Origin of the sequence: Burkholderia sp. 8Y, from assembly GCF_902506145.1 — a bacterium.
Classification (GTDB): Bacteria; Pseudomonadota; Gammaproteobacteria; order Burkholderiales; family Burkholderiaceae; genus Caballeronia.
Window position 1 is genome coordinate 354302 of sequence record NZ_LR733520.1, and the last position, 17618, is coordinate 371919.

16 protein-coding genes and 2 pseudogenes are annotated in these 17618 nt (G+C 61.6%); 7 read left to right on the top strand and 11 right to left on the bottom strand.

Going from position 1 to position 17618, the window contains the following annotated elements; translation table 11 throughout:
- Window positions 1-61: 61 nt before the first annotated feature.
- Entirely contained in the window at window positions 62-562 is a 501-nt protein-coding gene (locus GV035_RS12255; protein ID WP_159835366.1) for a DUF2844 domain-containing protein, read from the top strand.
- Window positions 563-671: 109 nt separating this feature from the next.
- On the opposite strand, the gene GV035_RS12260 is transcribed toward GV035_RS12255, so the two are convergent.
- Entirely contained in the window at window positions 672-863 is a 192-nt protein-coding gene (locus tag GV035_RS12260; RefSeq protein WP_159835367.1) for a hypothetical protein, read from the bottom strand.
- A gap of 1 nt (window position 864) precedes the next feature.
- Here GV035_RS12260 and GV035_RS12265 point away from each other — a divergent pair, with 1 nt between their 5' ends.
- Entirely contained in the window at window positions 865-1926 is a 1062-nt protein-coding gene (locus tag GV035_RS12265; RefSeq protein ID WP_236572592.1) for a DUF3443 domain-containing protein, read from the top strand.
- A 94-nt stretch (window positions 1927-2020) separates the two neighbouring features.
- Window positions 2021-3236 (top strand): annotated as a pseudogene (locus GV035_RS12270) (DUF4382 domain-containing protein).
- A gap of 70 nt (window positions 3237-3306) precedes the next feature.
- On the opposite strand, the gene GV035_RS12275 reads toward GV035_RS12270, so the two are convergent.
- Both GV035_RS12275 and GV035_RS29465 read right to left on the bottom strand, forming a co-directional pair.
- Complete coding sequence (locus tag GV035_RS12275) at window positions 3307-4281, bottom strand: TadG family pilus assembly protein (protein ID WP_159835369.1); 975 nt, start codon at window positions 4279-4281, stop codon at window positions 3307-3309.
- 110 nt (window positions 4282-4391) lie between these two features.
- Window positions 4392-4817 (bottom strand): TadE/TadG family type IV pilus assembly protein, encoded by a 426-nt coding sequence (locus GV035_RS29465; RefSeq protein WP_268892286.1) that lies wholly within the window; start codon window positions 4815-4817, stop codon window positions 4392-4394.
- Between the two features lie 572 nt (window positions 4818-5389).
- Here GV035_RS29465 and GV035_RS12285 point away from each other — a divergent pair.
- Window positions 5390-5857, top strand: a complete 468-nt coding sequence (locus GV035_RS12285; protein WP_159835371.1) for a response regulator — start codon at window positions 5390-5392, stop codon at window positions 5855-5857.
- 125 nt (window positions 5858-5982) lie between these two features.
- Here GV035_RS12285 and GV035_RS12290 read toward each other — a convergent pair whose 3' ends face one another.
- On the bottom strand, window positions 5983-6489 hold the full coding sequence (locus tag GV035_RS12290; RefSeq protein WP_201304058.1) for a hypothetical protein: 507 nt from the start codon (window positions 6487-6489) through the stop codon (window positions 5983-5985).
- Between GV035_RS12290 and GV035_RS12295 the strand changes: the two are divergent.
- Window positions 6473-6694, top strand: a pseudogene (locus tag GV035_RS12295) (transposase); the annotation flags it as partial. The gene GV035_RS12290 and the pseudogene GV035_RS12295 sit on opposite strands and share 17 nt — an antisense overlap.
- 1159 nt (window positions 6695-7853) lie before the next feature.
- Here GV035_RS12295 and GV035_RS12300 read toward each other — a convergent pair.
- Window positions 7854-8705 carry a polysaccharide deacetylase family protein gene (locus GV035_RS12300; protein ID WP_328698917.1) on the bottom strand — a complete coding sequence of 284 codons (852 nt, stop codon included), beginning with the start codon at window positions 8703-8705 and terminating at the stop codon, window positions 7854-7856.
- A 482-nt stretch (window positions 8706-9187) separates the two neighbouring features.
- Here GV035_RS12300 and GV035_RS12305 point away from each other — a divergent pair, with 482 nt between their 5' ends.
- Window positions 9188-10381, top strand: a complete 1194-nt coding sequence (locus GV035_RS12305; RefSeq protein WP_159835374.1) for a Wzz/FepE/Etk N-terminal domain-containing protein — start codon at window positions 9188-9190, stop codon at window positions 10379-10381.
- An 81-nt stretch (window positions 10382-10462) separates the two neighbouring features.
- Window positions 10463-12682, top strand: a complete 2220-nt coding sequence (locus GV035_RS29470; RefSeq protein WP_236572593.1) for a M48 family metalloprotease — start codon at window positions 10463-10465, stop codon at window positions 12680-12682.
- A 4-nt stretch (window positions 12683-12686) separates the two neighbouring features.
- Here the strand turns inward: GV035_RS29470 and GV035_RS12320 are convergent, their stop codons facing one another.
- The 6 genes from GV035_RS12320 to GV035_RS12345 all read right to left on the bottom strand — a co-directional run bounded on the left by GV035_RS12320 (window position 12687) and on the right by GV035_RS12345 (window position 17486).
- Window positions 12687-13268, bottom strand: coding sequence for a DUF2946 family protein (locus tag GV035_RS12320; RefSeq protein WP_159835375.1), 582 nt, complete (start codon window positions 13266-13268; stop codon window positions 12687-12689).
- A gap of 3 nt (window positions 13269-13271) precedes the next feature.
- On the bottom strand, window positions 13272-14378 hold the full coding sequence (locus GV035_RS12325) for a YheT family hydrolase (RefSeq protein ID WP_159835376.1): 1107 nt from the start codon (window positions 14376-14378) through the stop codon (window positions 13272-13274).
- Window positions 14379-14426: 48 nt separating this feature from the next.
- Window positions 14427-14870 (bottom strand): nuclear transport factor 2 family protein, encoded by a 444-nt coding sequence (locus GV035_RS12330; RefSeq protein ID WP_159835377.1) that lies wholly within the window; start codon window positions 14868-14870, stop codon window positions 14427-14429.
- Between the two features lie 166 nt (window positions 14871-15036).
- The gene (gene waaF / locus GV035_RS12335) at window positions 15037-16110 is read right to left on the bottom strand and encodes a lipopolysaccharide heptosyltransferase II (protein WP_159835378.1); all 1074 of its coding nucleotides are present in this window, start codon (window positions 16108-16110) and stop codon (window positions 15037-15039) included.
- Window positions 16111-16296: 186 nt separating this feature from the next.
- Window positions 16297-16491, bottom strand: coding sequence for a zinc-finger domain-containing protein (locus GV035_RS12340; RefSeq protein ID WP_159835379.1), 195 nt, complete (start codon window positions 16489-16491; stop codon window positions 16297-16299).
- A gap of 74 nt (window positions 16492-16565) precedes the next feature.
- Window positions 16566-17486 carry a branched-chain amino acid transaminase gene (locus tag GV035_RS12345; protein ID WP_159835380.1) on the bottom strand — a complete coding sequence of 307 codons (921 nt, stop codon included), beginning with the start codon at window positions 17484-17486 and terminating at the stop codon, window positions 16566-16568.
- Window positions 17487-17618: the final 132 nt, after the last annotated feature.

A 17618-nucleotide genomic window follows, 5' to 3' on the forward strand; every position in this document is an offset into this window, starting at 1 on the left:
CGCTTTCGGACGCGCGAGCGCTCGTCCGCTTGTCGAGTGATTCGCGTATGAGGTCAGGGCTTTGAAATTCTTGTCGAGCATCGTTCAGCTAGTCTGCACAAGACGGTTTGGAATACCCGGTTTCGCCGCGATTGCCGGTATTGTCGTGTTGCCCAGTTTTTCGTACGCGGCCCTCGGAGCGGCAGCCGCATCGGTGCAAACCGACCAAGCGACACTGAAGGCTAGTCGATTCGCGCTGACCCGCGCCCACTACACAGTTCATGAGATGGCGCTGGAGACGGGCACGATGGTGCGAGAGTACGTGTCCGCCTCCGGAACGGTCTTCGCGGTGTCCTGGCAGGGGCCTCAGATGCCCGACGTCCGGTCTCTGCTCGGGAATTATGTGCAGACCGTGTCCGATGGCACGGCCGCCTTCAGGGCTGCACACGGCGGCACCGGGCCAGTCAGCCTTTCATCGTCGGCGCTGGTTGTCCAAGCTGGCGGACACATGGGTGCGTACTCCGGCCGAGCTTACATCCCCAACGCGATGCCTACTGGCGTCAACGCGAAAGACATCAAATGATTGGCAAGTCTTTTGTTCGAAGGGCGCTGCTCGTGTGTCTAGCAGTCAGCGCTGCTTCCATTTTGGTGGGCTGTGGCGGCGGCAGTCAGAGCAGCTCGGATACGGTGACTCATAGTTCGCCGGCATCCTCGACGGTGCCTGCCTCCGGAGGGGCGGCATCCGCGCCGTCCAGCGCAACGACGGCTTTGCCTTCGTCAAGTCCGAGCACGACCTCCTCGAGTCCGAGCACCCCAGCGGTACCGGCGAGTTCAAGCTCCTCAACGACGTCGGTGGCAACGCCAGCAGCGCTGGTGGCAAACAACGTGCAGACGATCTTTGTGGGCGCCAATCCTTATGGCTTTGCGAACCTGCTGATGACAAGTGTCACGGTGTGCATTCCGGATTCGTCGAACTGCCAGACCATCGATAACGTACTTGTCGACACCGGCTCTTATGGCTTGCGACTGTTCGCGTCGGCGATTTCCCTTCCGTTGCCGCAAGTCGCCTCGGGCACCAATGCGCTTGCGACTTGCGCCGCGTTCGGCTCAGGGACAACCTGGGGTACCGTCCGGTCAGCGGATATCAAGCTCGCCGGCGAAAGCGCTCCGGGCACCTCGATCCAGCTCATTTCCGATCCCGCGTACCCAACCGCGCCTCCGTCTTGCTCCAGCCAGGGCTTCCAGAGTATCGACTCACCGTCACTCATCGGCGCGAACGGCATTCTGGGAGTCGGTCTGCAGTCCGCGGACTGTCCGGCCTGCGTGACGCATGCGTATAACGTCTACTACGCCTGTTCGGCTTCGGGCTGCAGTGCGACAAAAGCCCCACTGAGCGCGCAGGTGACCAATCCAGTCAGCAACTTCGCCACCGACAATAACGGCGTGCTCGTGCAATTGCCTGCCGTTCCAGTTGGCGGCACTGCGAGCGCCACAGGCTCGATTATCTTCGGTATAGGTACTCAGACAAACAACGCGCTCGGCACGGCTGTCGTCTATACCACGGACCCGACCCGCAATACATTCTCTGCGCAATACAACGGAACTACATACAGTTACGCGTTCATTGACAGTGGCTCGAATGGTTTGTTCTTTGATGACTCGTCGATTGCGCAGTGTTCTGGGGGCTCATCGTTCTTTTGCCCGGCCACCGCGCTCTCGTTGACGGCATCCGTGCAGGGGCTTAACGGCGCCACCAGTTTGGTCGGATTCCAGGTGGGTAATGCACAAGCCCTGCTTGGATCAGGCGCCAATGCGATGAACGACTACGCCGGCCAGCTGGCGAGCACGTTTGACTTGGGACTGCCGTTCTTTTATGGACGCAACGTGTACACAGCCATCTCAGGGAAAGCGACGCCGGCCGGACAAGGTCCGTATTTCGCTTTCTAAGATCGGCGCCCTTACGCACCAGCGCATGACTTCGCAGGCGCTGCATGAACCTAGCAAATCACAGATGTTCAAAGTGTAAAGAAAGGAGAATTCGATGGTCAGGTTGCAAAGGTCCTTGGCAGCCGTCTTGGCCGCGCTTACGGTGCTAGTCGCTTGCGGGGGCGGCAATAGCAGTGGCCTTGCCGGTAATAGCGGCGGGAGTACCGCCAGTGGTGGTAGCGGCACCGCGACCAGTTCAAGCGGAAGCGTCAACATGGCCCTGACCGATGCCCCCGCTTGCGGCTTTGATCACGTCTATGTCACCGTTTCCTCCGTCCGGATTAACGCAAGCGCTCAGGCCGGTGACAGCGATGCTGGGTGGAGCACCATAACTCCGGCGTCGCCACAGAAAGTCGACCTGCTGTCGTTGACGAACGGCGCGCTGCAACAGTTGGGGCAGACGGCATTGACTGCGGGCAGCTACCAGCAAATCCGGCTGATGCTCGCGGCGAACTCAACTGATCAGTTGGTCAATTCCGTCGTGCCGACGGGTGACGCCGAAACGGCACTTTCTACGCCGAGCGCGACGCAGACCGGATATAAAGTGGTCGGACAGTTTACTGTCGCGCCCGCTGCGTTGACTTGACGTTGTGCTCGACTTCAACGCCTGCAGCTCGATAGTGAAACGCGGTAACGGCACCTACAGCCTGAAGCCGGTAGTGACTGCAACGCCGACGGCGACCAGCGGGTCCATTTCCGGGGCAGTGGCATCCACTGAGGCGGGGGCCACTGTGTTGGCAGAGCAAAACGGGGTCGTTGTTCGAGGCACTGTCGCAGACTCGAAAGGCAGCTTCATGCTGACGCCTCTTCCACAAACCGGCGCGAGCACCCGGTACGATGTCGTGATCGTGCAAAACGGCTTCGCGACCGGAGTCATCCAGTCGGTTCCCGTCAGCGCCGGCTCGACCACGGTTGTCTCTAACTCGTCGGCACCGATTTCCCTACCGGCTTCAACGGACCAAACTGTCACCGGAACGGTGACGCCAGTGACGTCTAACGCCACAATTCGTGCGTTGCAAGCTTTCAACGGCACATCGTTTGCAGTCGCGTCCGTCAACACCAACGGCGATTCTGGCGCGTATGCACTCACGCTTCCCTCAACTCCCGCGTACGACGGCGTGTACAGCGCGACGCTTCCTATTGCCTTTGCCGCAGCAGGTTCAGCCGCCGGCAAGTACACGATCGAAGCCGACCCGGAGTCCGGCGGGGCCAAGTCGTCGCAGGTGGATTTGAGCGCCGCCGGCGCCACGAACGTCAACTTCTCGTTCTAACGCAAAGGCGAGCATGGCGGGAGATGCGCACCTTGCGCAGTCCCGCCTGCCCGTCAGGTACGGCCGCCTATCACTCGACAAGCCGCGGCGGCACATAAGCTCCATAGTACGGTCCAACCGCACCGGACATTGCTGCGACCTTGTAACCCGCGATAAAGTGGCCAACGATCGCCTTGTCGTTACCGCCGGATGCACTGTCAATGTGGAATGCGGCGAAGGCAATGATGGGATGCGTTGCGCTCGTCGTTTGGTCGACGACAGGGACCAGCACATCGACATTCGTTGGGACGTACGAGTAGATGGTCGTCTTGATGCCGGACTGGATCCAAATTGAATCGCCAATGCTGAGCGAGGTGCTATTGCCGTCCGTAATCAGGCCCCGCACAGTCGGCACGTCGTTGACGTTGGCTTGAAACGAGGTCCATTGACCGGCTTCGCACCCGTTGTAGAGCTGGCCGTTGCCAATCTGCACCTCATAGGGCATGCCGGTGCTATCCGTCGTAGGCGTCCCAGACTGCGCGTTCCAGTACTGGCTGTAAATGCACTGGCCGATGGCAACCGGAAACAGTGCATTCGGCGCGACCGTTCCGGGCGCAGCGACGACTGCCGCAGCGGTCGCACTGGCCGGGCCGCTGCTTATACCGAAGAGCCCGGCAAAAAAGAAAGCGACGGGGCCACCATTGATACCGGTTGCGCGCGATACGGTGACTTGCACGGCAGGCGCGTCGTATGTTCCCGGTGTAATGCTCTGCGCTTGCAGGCCGGCGGGCGAGCCCGTTAAGTTCCAGTAACCGCTGGCAATGGAACCTTGCGTCAGCGTTGTTCCGTCTGATGCGTTGAGACTGACGCCCTTCAGGGCCGCAGCCTGCGCACTGCTCCAGTTTGGGCTGCTCCCGCCGGCGAGCAAGGAACCCGCCCCTGTAAGCGCCGCGGCATCGGCTGCTGTTTGAAGCTCAGCGTGAGCAAGAAAGAGATGCCCGATATCAATTGCCAGGGCACCTACCATGAGCGCCATACTGAGCGAGAACAACATGGCGATGGACATCGAGCCGCGCTGGTAGGCGACGGATCGGCGCACGCGAGGTGCAAGGCAGCGCTCCGGCCGGCGGCGACGACCGTCATGCAGCTTTTGGCGAGGTCGGACGAGGACGCTGTTCACTCGTAGTTCATCACGGCGGTAGCGGACAGCACGATGGGGCCGGTGATCGTCGTCAACGCCGAACCCATAAAGAGACCTTGATATGAGTAGGAGAGGGTGACCGTGAGTGGGCTGCCGGTTGCCGTTCCGCTGGACTGATCGACACTAACCGTTGCCACATCGCTCGTATTGCCACTCAATAGCGAACCTTGCAACGCCGTGTTTGCCACCGCCGTAATCTGAGACACCGTAAGCGGCGGAACGCTCAGGCACGTGCCTGCCCGTGCAGCAGTGCGGGCCGCGTTGGTAAGCGCGGCTTTGTCGTACATCAGCGCGCTCGCGTCAATGATGCCGAACAGCACCATGAGTAAGAATGGCAACAGGATCACAAACTCGATCACGATCGAGCCGCTCTGCCGTCTGCCGTGACGCGCTACCCGCAGTTCGGCCGCTCGCTGCTGTTTGACGGCACGACCAGTAATGCACGTGTGATTTTCCACTTCCTTTACCAGAACGCTGTGCGGTACTCGAATTAAACGCTGCGTATCGGCCAACGTCGCAATTCCAATGGTCCAATGGTCATCAATTGCCGCCATTAAATGCGATCGCAGGGCGTAAGCGCGTCACTCAACTGCGGTAACCAGACCCGATGAGTACGGCGTCGGGCGGCATCCTAGCAAATTCTGATTAAGGCATGCTTAAGCGCCTTCACGGAGGACACCGCAAGGTCTGTTTGTTGTTTGTCGACCTTTCTGCAGCGCGAAGAATGAAAGACGCAACATAACGCTGGGCGCCTGAAGCCTCGGCGGATTGTCACGGCTCGGCACCCCGAGGCTATTTGTCGATTCGGGAGCCGGACGCTGTGAAAGCAGACGGAAAGTCGCAGGCAGCAGAGCGCTATGCGTCCATGAAGCAGGCCTGTTTAACAACAGATGTTGTAGCGAAGAGACCGAATTATAACGGACACGCTTCCGTCTGTTGTACTATTCGACCTAGCCCTTGGAACAGACAACGCATGTTTGCGCATCGAACCGCTATCTGGTCTGACCGCACCGTCGAACCACGGCACGCGCGAGCTCTGCGTTTATTGGTCGTCGATGATTACGAGCCAGGGGCAGAAGCTCTGACGGCGGCTTTTGCGACGGACGGATTCGACGCACGGTGCGTCTATAGTGCGCTCGCCGCACTGCAATTGATGGAGACATGGGTTCCCGACATCGCGGTGCTCGACATCAACATGCCGGAAATTAACGGCTTCCCTCTTGCCGTCCTATTGCGTCAACGACCGTCTACTTCGAAAATCGGCATCATTGCGTTCACTGCGCTGGATCAGTCAGTCGTTAGAGCCGGCAATGTCGAAGGCAGCTTTGATGCTTATTGCCAGAAGGCCGGCGCGCCTACACTGCTCTCGGGTCTCGTCACACGCATGCTGACTGCTGAGAACAAGCGCAAGAGGCTTCGGCAGAAACTGTCGAGCTCGTGAGGAATGCGACTGGTGGCGCGCCTGTCTCGCATTGTTCGACGGCGTTAGCCCCATAGCTGCGCGCGTCCACCGCTCTTCACGGAACAGGCGCTGACGGTGATGAGCGCGTTGCGCTGGCATTGTCGTTAGCTCGTTTCGCTGCTGTTAGCCTGCGATTCCCGTATCGCAAGGCGCACGTCGTCACCCAGCGGAGAAACTCGGGCGCTTCTGATGAAGCCCTCGATCCGTTCTCGTGCGAATGCCAGGTCACGATAGGTGATGCGGCGCAACTGCTCATCATGCAGCTGCAGAACTTTCTCAAAAACGGTCGGAGTTTCGGCGTCAATGAACCAATGGTCGCCATGTTTCCCGCGAGACAGACGTGCATTCAAGTTCTTCTCGGCACGCGCGTACAACTTTAGCGGAAGCGCGCCGAAGCCGTTCTCCTGAAGGAAAAGTGTCATGTAAAACACGCGCAGCAGCTCGTTGAACTGATAAGCCGCTCCGCTTCCTTCGCGCCGGCATGCGGCGAGCGCAAGATGGATGGCCAGGCACATCTTACTGGCGGTCTCAATTGGCAACGGAAGCAACATGGCGCGGGTTAGCGGACGACGCGGGCGGGCCGTGCGGCGTGAAATCGACGAGTTTGCCATGCATAAAGGGCATCGCTACGCCACCCTAGTGGTCAATCGAATCAACCGTCAGGTGCTCTGGATTGGGCCCGGGCGCTCACGGGAGACAGCACGCGCGTTCTTCGAGCAGCTACCCGAGTGCGTGGCCGCACGCATTGGAGCCGTTGCCATCGACATGACCACGGCTTGTGACTGCTGCGCAGGCGCTCAAAATCCTCACGGCGACCGCCGCACATCAGGCTTTCCACCCGTAACCGTTCCACTCGTTATCGACGGCGTTGCCGTACAAACCTTTGACGGTGCCGGAGGAGGCACCACGCAAAACGTTTTAATTGTCAGTGGCACGAGCGCGCCAGGAGCTGCGTCCGGGTTCAACCCAAACGAAGTGCTCTCTACACCGCGAACCCGGATTGCACTAGCGAAATGTGCATCGCCAACCATCCAGAGCGGCGCCTCGATTGACGAGAAGTTTGTTATTGTCAACGACGGCAACGAAATGTCCGGGGTAACGAGCGCTCAGCATCTCCCGGGTTGCCCCTCCTGCGGTCGATGGCACACTTTGCGACAAGGGCTGTGAGGTGGTATCTAGAAAAGCGCTCACCATATCAGATCACGGAAGGCTCGCGGCCAGCACGAGCGTTGAGAAGCCATCCACCACCGAGTCGGCAGTGCTGCCGCGGCCTTTACCATAAAGGCTCGCGCTGGCATTTGCCCTGCCTATTTCTCCGGTGGCGTGTTAGCGAGTTGCTGCCTAGCGGACGCAGCTACGGCAGCCCCGATGCGGAGAAGCGGCGAATTAACCGAAGCAAAATGCGGTCATGTAGTCCGCGCTAAGCTCAGAGCCGTGCACTTGGCCCAGCCTTCGCTCAATACATATAGTCGCACCGCCAAAATAACTAACCGGACGTTCGTGCAGCAGCTGGACCGCTGCAACCAATGACTGAAAGCACTCATTCTCTTCCTCCAAGCGGACCTCACAGCGGCGACCGGCCATCAACGCAGCGCACTATCGATGCGCCATTGACCGGGTTGAGGCAAAACTTACTCAGTCTGAATAATTGCAGCGTGGCCCATTGTGCGGTAGGCCACATTAGCCGTCGAGCAAGCGATGCAGTATCCCCCTGTACTTACGCGTCGTCTGGCGCGCTAGACGGCAAAGGAGGCACCGAATCTCGTACGGAACCGGTCAGCATCGCGCGGAGCCGCGAAGTTCGACGATCACTCTGTTTCGGTCTGCCGCGATAGTGAGACGGCCGTTTGCTTGAAGCAGGACAATAGCCTGATCTGCGACAACGGCCCGCAGCTAGTTTTTACGGTGACGCAAAAATAGCCACGTAGATTAGCACTCCCAACGTTGCACTCGTTTAGGCAAAGACGATGGTTCCTCAGAACTGGGGGGACTTGCCGCTGAAATTTCGCCCATGACGGACGTAGCGCAAAAAGACAGGAATACATGTTAGCTGCGCCGCGAACAATCGCAGCGACGCATCGTCGTCGATGATAACGGCCTTGAGCTGATAGGGATCTGTGTGAACGCTGTTCCATCCGAGGTTGCAGGTGCGGGCCGTCATGTAACCGGCCGCTTTAATGAAACTAAGTTCCCGTCCCGTGTAGTTGCCGTTCGGAAATGCGAAATGTTCACATTTCTCCCCGATCAATGACTCTAACTCTGACTTGCAATCCGCGATTTCGGAATAGCACTCTTTATCATCGCACCGTGTCAGAATAGGGTGAAACCGAGTGTGAGCTTGGAAATCAACGTACGGTCGCATTTCTGAGATCTGATGGAGCGTCAACCCCGACGCTTCGTTGAACTCGTCCTGTCTGTATCCCGCGGTAGCTAACTCAGCAAGGCGCTCTGCATTAGTGAGCCGCTTCAGGCGCTCGACACCCGCCGGCGTCGCGCCGGAGTACAGCCACCAGTGTTTCCGTGGTTTTGCGACGAACTGACTACATAAGAAGATAGTGGGACGAACATTGTGGCGTATGAAAACCGGTAGCAAGTCGGCATTGCCGATATTGCCGTCGTCTAACGTTATGGCCGCGCGAGGGACGCCGTTTCCGGGTTCTTGCACAGCGGAAAGAGGAACCAGGTCGCATATGGACCTGAGATAGCTCAGGTGTTCGTCGAGCACCTGCGGCTTGGGGTCATGGTAGACGAGGACTGCCACGCGGTCCCGCCACAGTAGGGCGCGCGTTGCACGGTCAATGCCCAGCAATGAGATGAGTTGCGCCAATGACTCTCTCAGCAACGCCTTGGTAGATAGCACGATCGTATGTGGTAAAAGTTTTGAACTGGCATCACCCGTCACTATGGAAAGGGTGCGACGTACGGAGGAGGGTAACCCTCGAATGGCTATTGTAACGGCTGCAAATTAAGGAATCACGATGATGTAGTGTCGGCCAGAACAAAATAGGTGCTCACGCTAGGCAGGTCCGAACAAGGCAAGTGCGCGTGTGTTAGCAAGTCCGGTATAGGCGGTCGACCACACACCGATTGCAATAACAATATGTATGCGTCTTGAGCAGAAGTATCGCCCCTGCTATCCTTCGTTCGTATATGTAGGAAACCGAATGGTTCTGGATGCAACAGCGATATCCACTGAGGATTAGAGCGCGAAGCGCCGTCCCAGATACGATTGCAATGACTGCCTCGGCAACCAATGGAAGTAGCGTTACGGTTGTCTGTTAGCTTAACGATCAATCCGCCGGAGCAGCCATGAGACAAGAGGTAGCGTTAAGCCAGAAGGTGGCCACGAACGATCCACCTCGCCATGTCATGTCGCACGTTGACGCGATCTACGACGGAAGGAGGCTGGTCGCCATGGTCGCGGTCTCGATCGCCCTGGCTGGTGCCGGTTACGCGTTCATCGCGAAGCCCGTCTACCGGGCAGACATTCTTGTCCAGCTCGAAAGGGTTCAGCGCGACACATCGAAAGACGTGTACGGCGATGTGTCGACAATGTTCGACGCAAAGTCGGACTCCACTGGTGAAATGGAAGTACTAGGATCGCGTCTCGTGGTCGGTCAAGCCGTTGACAAGCTCAAGCTCGTCGTCAACGCGTCGCCGCGCTATGTTCCAGTAATCGGAGAATTCATCGCCCGCTACGTACGTGGCGTCTCGAACCCGTGGCCCGGCGGATACGTGTGGGGCCAGGAAAAAATCGATGTCTCCCGTTTCGATGTTCCGCCGAGCCTGTATGGCCGTCCGTTCGAAATCACCATATCGACCTTACGCACTTATGAGCTTGTCTACGGTGATATCAGGGTTCACGGCATCATCGGACGCGATGTGCATGCGACCACGCCGTGGGGACCCCTTGATATACAGGTGAACGCGCTCGAAGCTCAGGCCGGCGCAAGGTTCATCGTTAAGCGATTTTCTCGGGTCGAGGTTGTCGGAGCCGTCCGTAGCAAATTATCTATTACAGACAAAGGAAAGGACGCAGACGTTATACGCGCCTCTTATGACGCGGCTGACCCGGTTGGCGCGGCGGCGGTTCTCAACGCGATCGCCGACGCTTATTTGAAACAGGATCTACAGCGAAAGTCTGAGGAGATTGCACGTTCACTTAACTTTCTTCGTCAGCAATTGCCTGAACTCAAGAGCCGAGTTGAAGCGTCAGAACGGACACTCAATGCATACCGGGCGCAGCACGGCACAGTCAGCCTTGGCGACGAGGCGACAACCTTGCTTCGCCGATCGGTGGAAGCACAGCGGCGACGGGTAGATCTTGAAGAAAAGCGACGGGAGCTTCTATCTCGCTACACGGTCGAGCATCCCGCGGTCAGTTCTATCGATTCTCAACTGCGTGTGGCAGACGACGAGATAAATCGCATAGCCCAAGAGACAGCGTCATTGCCGCCGTTGGAGCAGAACGTACTTGGCCTCCAACGTGGCCTGTGGCGATAGCGTGCCGCCGGAACCGTCGCCGACGGCGTATTCGGGGTCTACGGCGGCGCCGAAAGCCGCTTCGCCAATCGGCCGGGCGCGATGGCCGGCCTGCGCGCGCCGCTTTCTTCCGTCCAACTGCCGGACCTCGGCGACGGTTCCGGCGGCACGCTATCGCCACAGGCGGAGCGCAAACTCGGCGAGCGGATGATGCGCGAAGTCCGCGCCGATCCGGACTACCTCGACGACTGGCTGATACGCGACTATCTCGACTCCATCGCATCGAAGCTTTCCGCCGCCGCCGCGACGCAGTACCTCGGCGGCTATCGCCCGGACTTCGAACTCTTCGCCGTGCGCGATCCTCAGATCAACGCGTTCTCGATGCCCGGCGGCTTCGTCGGCGTCGACACCGGGCTGATTTCGGCGACGCAGACGGAATCGGAACTCGCGTCCGTCATCGGGCACGAGATGGGGCACGTGCTTCAGCGCCACATTGCGCGCATGATCAGCGCGCAGGAAAAGAGCAGCTACGCGGCGCTCGCGGCCATGCTCGCCGGGCTGCTCGCGGGCGTGATGGCGCGCAGCGGCGATCTCGGCATGGGCATCGCGATGGGTGGGCAGGCCTTCGCCGTCGACAATCAGTTGCGCTTCTCGCGGGCAGCCGAGCACGAGGCGGATCGCGTCGGCTTCCAGATGCTCGCGGCCGCCGGCTACGATCCCTACGCCATGACGGCGTTTTTCGAGCGGCTCGACCGCGCGTCGATGGCCGATAACGGCGTACCGCCCTACGCGCGCACGCATCCGCTGACGACCGAGCGGATCGCCGATATGGAGGACCGTGCCCGGCGCGTGCCGTACCGGCAGCCGCGGCAATCGCCGGAATATGCGTTCGTGCGCGCCCGGGCGCGCGTGCTTCAGGTGAATTACGCGAGCGACTATCGCGAGGTTGCGAGCCGCCTCAAATCCGAAATCGACGATCAAACCGCGCTGAATCCCGCCGCGAACTGGTATGGCATTGCGCTGGCGCGGTCGCTGATGGGCGATTACGACGCGGCCAACGATGCGCTCGCGAGAGCGCGGCGGGTCTTCGAAGGCGATGAGGCCAGCACGGCGGCGGCTTCGGTGCAGGCGCGGCGCGAACTGGCGCAGAGCGTCGAGGGCGCTGAAAAGCGCGATGCGCGTTCCGACGATCAGCGCCGCCCGCAGCAGCAAAAGCGTGCGTCGAGGGCGCAAGGCGAAGGCGTCGCCGCATCGGCGCGCGGCGTGTCGGGTTCAGCGGCGGACGCTCGCGCCGCGACGGAAGCGCCGCGCTCATCGACGCATAGCGACGAAGCGCGATCTTCTCAAGCAATCAACGTTCAAGGCGAGTCCGCATCAGCGGCCAACGCTCGCGTCGGAAACCCAGTTCCGCGTGCGCCCGTGGTTGGCGCCGGAACGCTATCTTCTCAAGCAGCCAATGTTCAAGGCGCGTCCGTTTCAGCGGCCAACGCTCGCGCATCGACGGACGGTCCGCGTGCGCCTGCGCGTGGCGACGAAGCGCGATCTTCACAAGCAGCCAACGTTCGAAACGCGCCCGCTTCAGCGGCGAACGCTCGCGCCGCGACGGAAGCGCCGCGCTCATCGACGCATAGCGACGGAACGCAGTCCTCTCAATCAGCCAACGTGCAAGGCGCGTCCACAAACGGCCCAACCCCACAAACCGCTGCTCCCGCGAAGCCCTTGCCGCCAGCAGTCTCGATGTCCTCGCTCCTCAGCAGCAGCGCATACGGCGCATTGAACCCCACCAACGCCGAACCCACCGCGCCGCCCGCCGCTGAAAGCCCGCCCATCGCGCTTCCGCCCGTGCGCGTCGTCGCGCAGCACGCCGCCCGCAGCACGCCGAGTCTCGACGTGCTCGCCGCCGACATCGCGCGTCGTGCGGGCCGTTACGACGCCGCCGCGCGCCTCGCCGATATCGCGCAGACGCGCTGGCCGAATTCGCACGCGGCACTCGACGTGCATCTGCAATCGCTGATCGCCGCGCATCGCTACGAGGAAGCGCAGACGCTCGCGCGCCGCGAAACGCGCGCCGAACCGGCGCGTGCCGACTGGTGGCTCTATCTCGCGCAGGCAAGCGCGGGCCTCAACGATCCGCTTCGCCAGCATCAGGCGATGGCCGAGAAACTCGCGCTCGACGGCGCGTGGCCGTCCGCGATCCGACAGTTGAAGGAAGCACGCGATGTCAAAACCGCGAGCTTCTACGACCTCTCGACGATTTCGGCGAGGCTGCGCGACTTCGAAGCGCGCTACAAGGAAGAGCGCGCCGAGGAGAAGAAGAGCTGACGCTTCACGCTCTCGACGCGGCGCGCGCAGCCGGACTCGCGACGAAACCGAAGCGCGTCCCGACTTCCGCGCGCTTCAGAGGCCGCAACGGCAAGTCGGTTTCGTCGCGCCAATGGAAGACGCCGCCGCGCGGAGCGTCATCGAACGTGGCGTGACTCGAGAACAGCTCCAGATCGTGATCGTGCAGTGCGGCGACGCGCGGCGGCGTGGCGTCGTCGGAGAAGAGCAGGGCGCCTTCGTCGTCCAGCCACGCGTGCGCCGGCTCGAACGGCGCGCCGGTGTGGTCGGTCAGCCGCAATGCGCCGTCCATCGCGGAAAGCCGCACGATCCACGGCGTGTAAGCCAGCTCCACATACACGCGCTGCGGCCCGTTCTGGAAGAACCATTGGCCGTCGGCGTCGCGCTCGTAGTTGCGGTTGATGAAGCCAATCAGCGCCTCATGGCGAATGGGATCGCCGAGCGCGCCCGCAGCCTGCGCCGCCTCATCGCGCATGCGCCACTGGCCGCGCCGGTCGAGCAGCAGCCACCCCGTGCAATGCGGCACGTTGGGCCATTTGGCCAGCGCCTGCTTGACGATCTCATCCATGATTCATTCGCCCGGAAGAAAGTGTTCGAGATAGCCGAACACACGCGACGAAAGCCAGTCGATGCGTCCCGGAAACGGCCCCGTCATGAAGCCGACATGGCCGCCGTGGTTCGGTTGATCCAGCGTGACGGACGCCGATACTTCCGCCTGCGAAGGCAGCGCGCGCTCGGGCAGGAACGGATCGTTGCGGGCGTTCAGCACGAGCGTCGGCACCTCGATGCGATTGAGTTGCGCTCGGATGGTCGCCGTGGACCAGTAATGGTCGGTGTCGCGAAAACCGTGCAGCGGCGCGGTGACGACATTGTCGAATTCATGGAGCGTGCGCGCGGCGAGCACCGCGTTGCGGTCGTACAGGCCCGGATACTGGTCGAGCTTCGCGAGCGCCTTCTTTTTCAGCGACTTCAGGAAGCTGCGCGTATAGATCATGCCGAAGCCCTGCGAGATCGCCTGGCCGCCCGCGTGAACATCGAGCGGCGCGGAAATGGCGGCGGCGGCGCTCACCAGCGACGCGTCCGTGCCGCGTTCGCACAGCCAATGCAAAAGCACGTTGCCGCCGAGCGACACGCCCGCCGCGACGATCGGCCCCGCGTGCGTTTCGCGCAGACGCCGCAGAATCCAGTCGACTTCCGCGCCATCCGCGAGGTGATAGAAGCGCGGCAGCCGGTTCAACGGCCCGCTGCAGCTGCGAAAGTGCGGCACCACGCCGTGCCAGCCGCGCGCATGGGCGGCGGCCATCATCGTGCGGGCGTAGTGGGAATCGGAGTTGCCTTCGAGGCCGTGAAACAGCACCAGAAGCGGAGCAGTCGATAAAGAAGCAATCGATGCCGGACGCGCGGCGTCATCGTGCGCGAGCCAGTCCACGTCGATGAAATCGCCGTCCGGCGTATCCCACCGTTCACGCCGGTAGCGCACCGCCGGCTTGCGCCCGAAAAGCGCGGGGACGATGGTTTGCGCGTGGCTCGTCGGCAGCCAGCGCGGCGCGCTGTAGAGCCATTGAGAGACGGGTTCGGCCAGCACGCGGCCCGCAGCCTGCGCCGTTTCCTTCAGCGCGACGGCGGGCGCCTTGTCCACGAACGACGAATCGTGTTTCAACAACGGATCGCGCTTCATGGCCTTCTCCCCGGCGTGCGTCTTTCTGTGCTTCCTGACTGCGGTCGTTCAGTGCAGCGGTCCTTGCCCGTGACGCAGCTTCGCGGCGAACTGGCCGGCCGCTTCGATCGGCATTTCGCTCGCGTGGATATGCGCGATGCGCCATTCGCCGCGCTCGTGGACCATCACATAAGTCGTGAAGATCATGCGCGGCGCGGCGGTCCCGGCCGGCTGATGCGCCTCTGCAATGGCATACACGGCGGTTCCGAGGCTGTCGTACACGCGAATGTCGAGCGGCTCGATGGTGACGGCCTGCGCGCCGAACTGCTTGCCGAGGCCCGCGCGAATGCTCTCGAGACCGTGCAGATGCGTGCCGTCCGCGCAGATGCAGGTGGCGAATTCCTCGTCGATCCAAAGCGACATCACAGCGTCGATGCTGTTGTCCGCGACCGCCTGATAGTAAGCGTTGAGAGTGTCGGCGGCGGCTTCGAATAGGCGGGCGAAACGTGGCATGGGCTCGTGGGTCTCTGGCATTCGGTGCGCAACGCCGTGTCACGGTGGCGTGCCGCATCGGTCATGGTTCAAAGCATGCCTCCGTTCGGAGACACTCGCGTGTCCGCGCCCGCACACGAAAAGCCGATGCCGCCGCAAAGCCGCGCCGCAGCGCAAGCGTGGCGCGTCAACGATGCGCGAGCAGCATGCCGCGCAGATCGCCGAAAACCTGTTCGGCGGAGAGTTCGCGAAGGCAGTTCAGATGGCCGAGCGGACACTCGCGGGCAAAGCACGGACTGCATTCAAGGTGGAGCCATTGTACCTTTGCGACGTCAGACAAGGGCGGCGTGTGGCGCGGATCGGTCGAGCCGTACACCGCGACGAGCGGCCGCCTGAGCGCTGCGGCGACGTGCATCAGGCCGGAGTCGTTGGTGACGACGGCGCTCGCTCGCGCGATCAGCGCGCAGGCTTCGCCGAGCGATGTCTGACCGCACAGATTGCGCACGTTCGGCGCGCGTTCCGCGATGGCCTGCGCGACCGCCGAATCCTTCTTGGAGCCGAGCGCGACGATGCGCGCGTACGGAAACGACTGTGCGACGAACTGCGCGAGCGACGCGAAATGCTCCGGCGGCCAGCGTTTCGCCGGACCGTACTCCGCGCCGGGGCAGAACACGACGAGCGGCGCGCGCGTATCGAGATTAAAGCGCGCCGACACGCGCACCGCTTCGTTCGGATCGGATTCGAGGCGCGGCACGGGCAGGAGCTGCGCGTCGGTCGCCTCTGCGTCCTGCGCTTGCGCGAATCGGTCGACGAACGGCAGCTTCGCACCCGGCGCATAGGCGAGCGCGGCGTACTGCGCGGTCATCGGCGGGCGCTCGGTCTTCGGCGGATTCGGATGGCGCACGTTCAAAAGCCCGTAGCGGCTCTCGCCCTTGTAGCCGATGCGCAGCCGGATGCCCGCCATCCACGGAATGAGCGCGGACTTGGCGGAGTTGGGCAGCACGTACGCGGCGTCGTAGCCGACATCGCGCAAGTCGCTCGCGAGCTGCCAGCGGCGCAGCAGTTGCAGCTTGCCGTGCGCGAGGTCCGTCGCGTAGACGTCGCGAATCTCGGGCATGCGTTCGAGCACGGGCGCGACCCACGTCGGCGCGACGGCATCGATCGCGATGCGCGGATGGAGCTTTCGCAAAAGCGTGAACAGCGGCTGCGCCATCAACGCGTCACCGATCCAGTTCGGTGCAATAACCAGCGCACGGCGCATCAGTCGTTTTCCGATCTCAGAATATAGGCGCCTCGCCGCAACGGGCGGCGAGGCGTCGGTCGTGGGGATGTCATGGCGACGGCGTGCGAGCAAGCCAACGCGGGGAACGAAAGCGCGCGCCCGGCAGGAACCGGCACGCGCACATCCGCCGACGCTCGCGAATGACTCGCAAATACTTCGGCGCGTTCAGTGGCCCTTGATGACTTCGCCGTCCTTCAGTTTGTAGCGCGTGCCGCAATACGGGCAGCGCGCTTCGCCGTGCGTCACGTCGAGAAACACGCGGGGATGCGCGCTCCAGCGTTGCATCTTCGGATTCGGGCAGAACGCGGGAATATCTTTCGCCGACAATTCCACCAGCGGCATTTCCTTCAGGTCGCTCATTGCACTCTCTTTCAATGTCGTTCGTTGCTGTCGTCTGTCGCATGAAGGCGAGCCGCGTGGCCCGCCGCGCTGCGTCAGACTTTTGCGAGCCAGCTCGCGTACTTTTCGTTCTTGCCGCCGACTACGTCGAAGAACGCGCTCTGCAGCTTCTCCGTGATCGGGCCGCGCTTGCCCGCGCCGATCGTGCGGTTGTCGAGTTCGCGGATCGGCGTGACTTCGGCGGCGGTGCCGGTGAAGAACGCTTCGTCGCACGTATAGACTTCGTCGCGCGTGATGCGCTTTTCGATGACCGGAATGCCGAAGTCGCGCGCCAGCGTGATGACCGTGTCGCGCGTAATGCCGTCGAGGCACGACGACAAGTCCGGGGTGTACAGCTTGCCGTTGTTCACGAGGAAGAAGTTTTCGCCGGAGCCTTCGGACACGTAGCCGTCCACGTCGAGCAGCAGGGCTTCGTCGTAACCGTCGGTGACGGCTTCCTGATTCGCGAGAATCGAGTTCACGTACCAGCCGGACGCCTTCGCGCGCACCATCGACACGTTGACGTGATGGCGCGTGAACGACGACGTCTTCACGCGGATGCCCTTCGCCAGCCCGTCTTCGCCGAGATACGCGCCCCACGGCCACGCGGCGATGGCCACGTGAATGGTGTTGCCCTTCGCCGAGACGCCGAGCTTTTCCGAACCGACCCAGATGATCGGGCGGATATAGCACGATTCGAGCTTGTTCTCGCGCACGACTTCGAGTTGCGCGGCTTCGAGCGTCGCGTGGTCGATAGGCACTTCCATCTGGAAGATCTTCGCCGAGTTCAGAAGACGCTTGGTGTGCTCCTTCAGGCGGAAAATGGCCGTTCCCTGCGCGGTCTTGTACGCGCGCACGCCCTCGAATACGCCCATGCCGTAGTGCAGCGTGTGCGTCAGAACGTGGATGTTGGCGTCTCGCCAGTCGATCAGCTTGCCATCCATCCAGATCTTGCCGTCGCGGTCGGCCATTGACATACGGTTCTCCTAGCTGTCTCGTTCAGAAATTCGATGAATCCCGTTAAACCACGATGAATCCGTGCGCTCCGCCCGTTGCCGGGGCTGCGGGCTTCGGGGGCGGTCAAAGTCCATCATTTTAGCGTCTTTTCA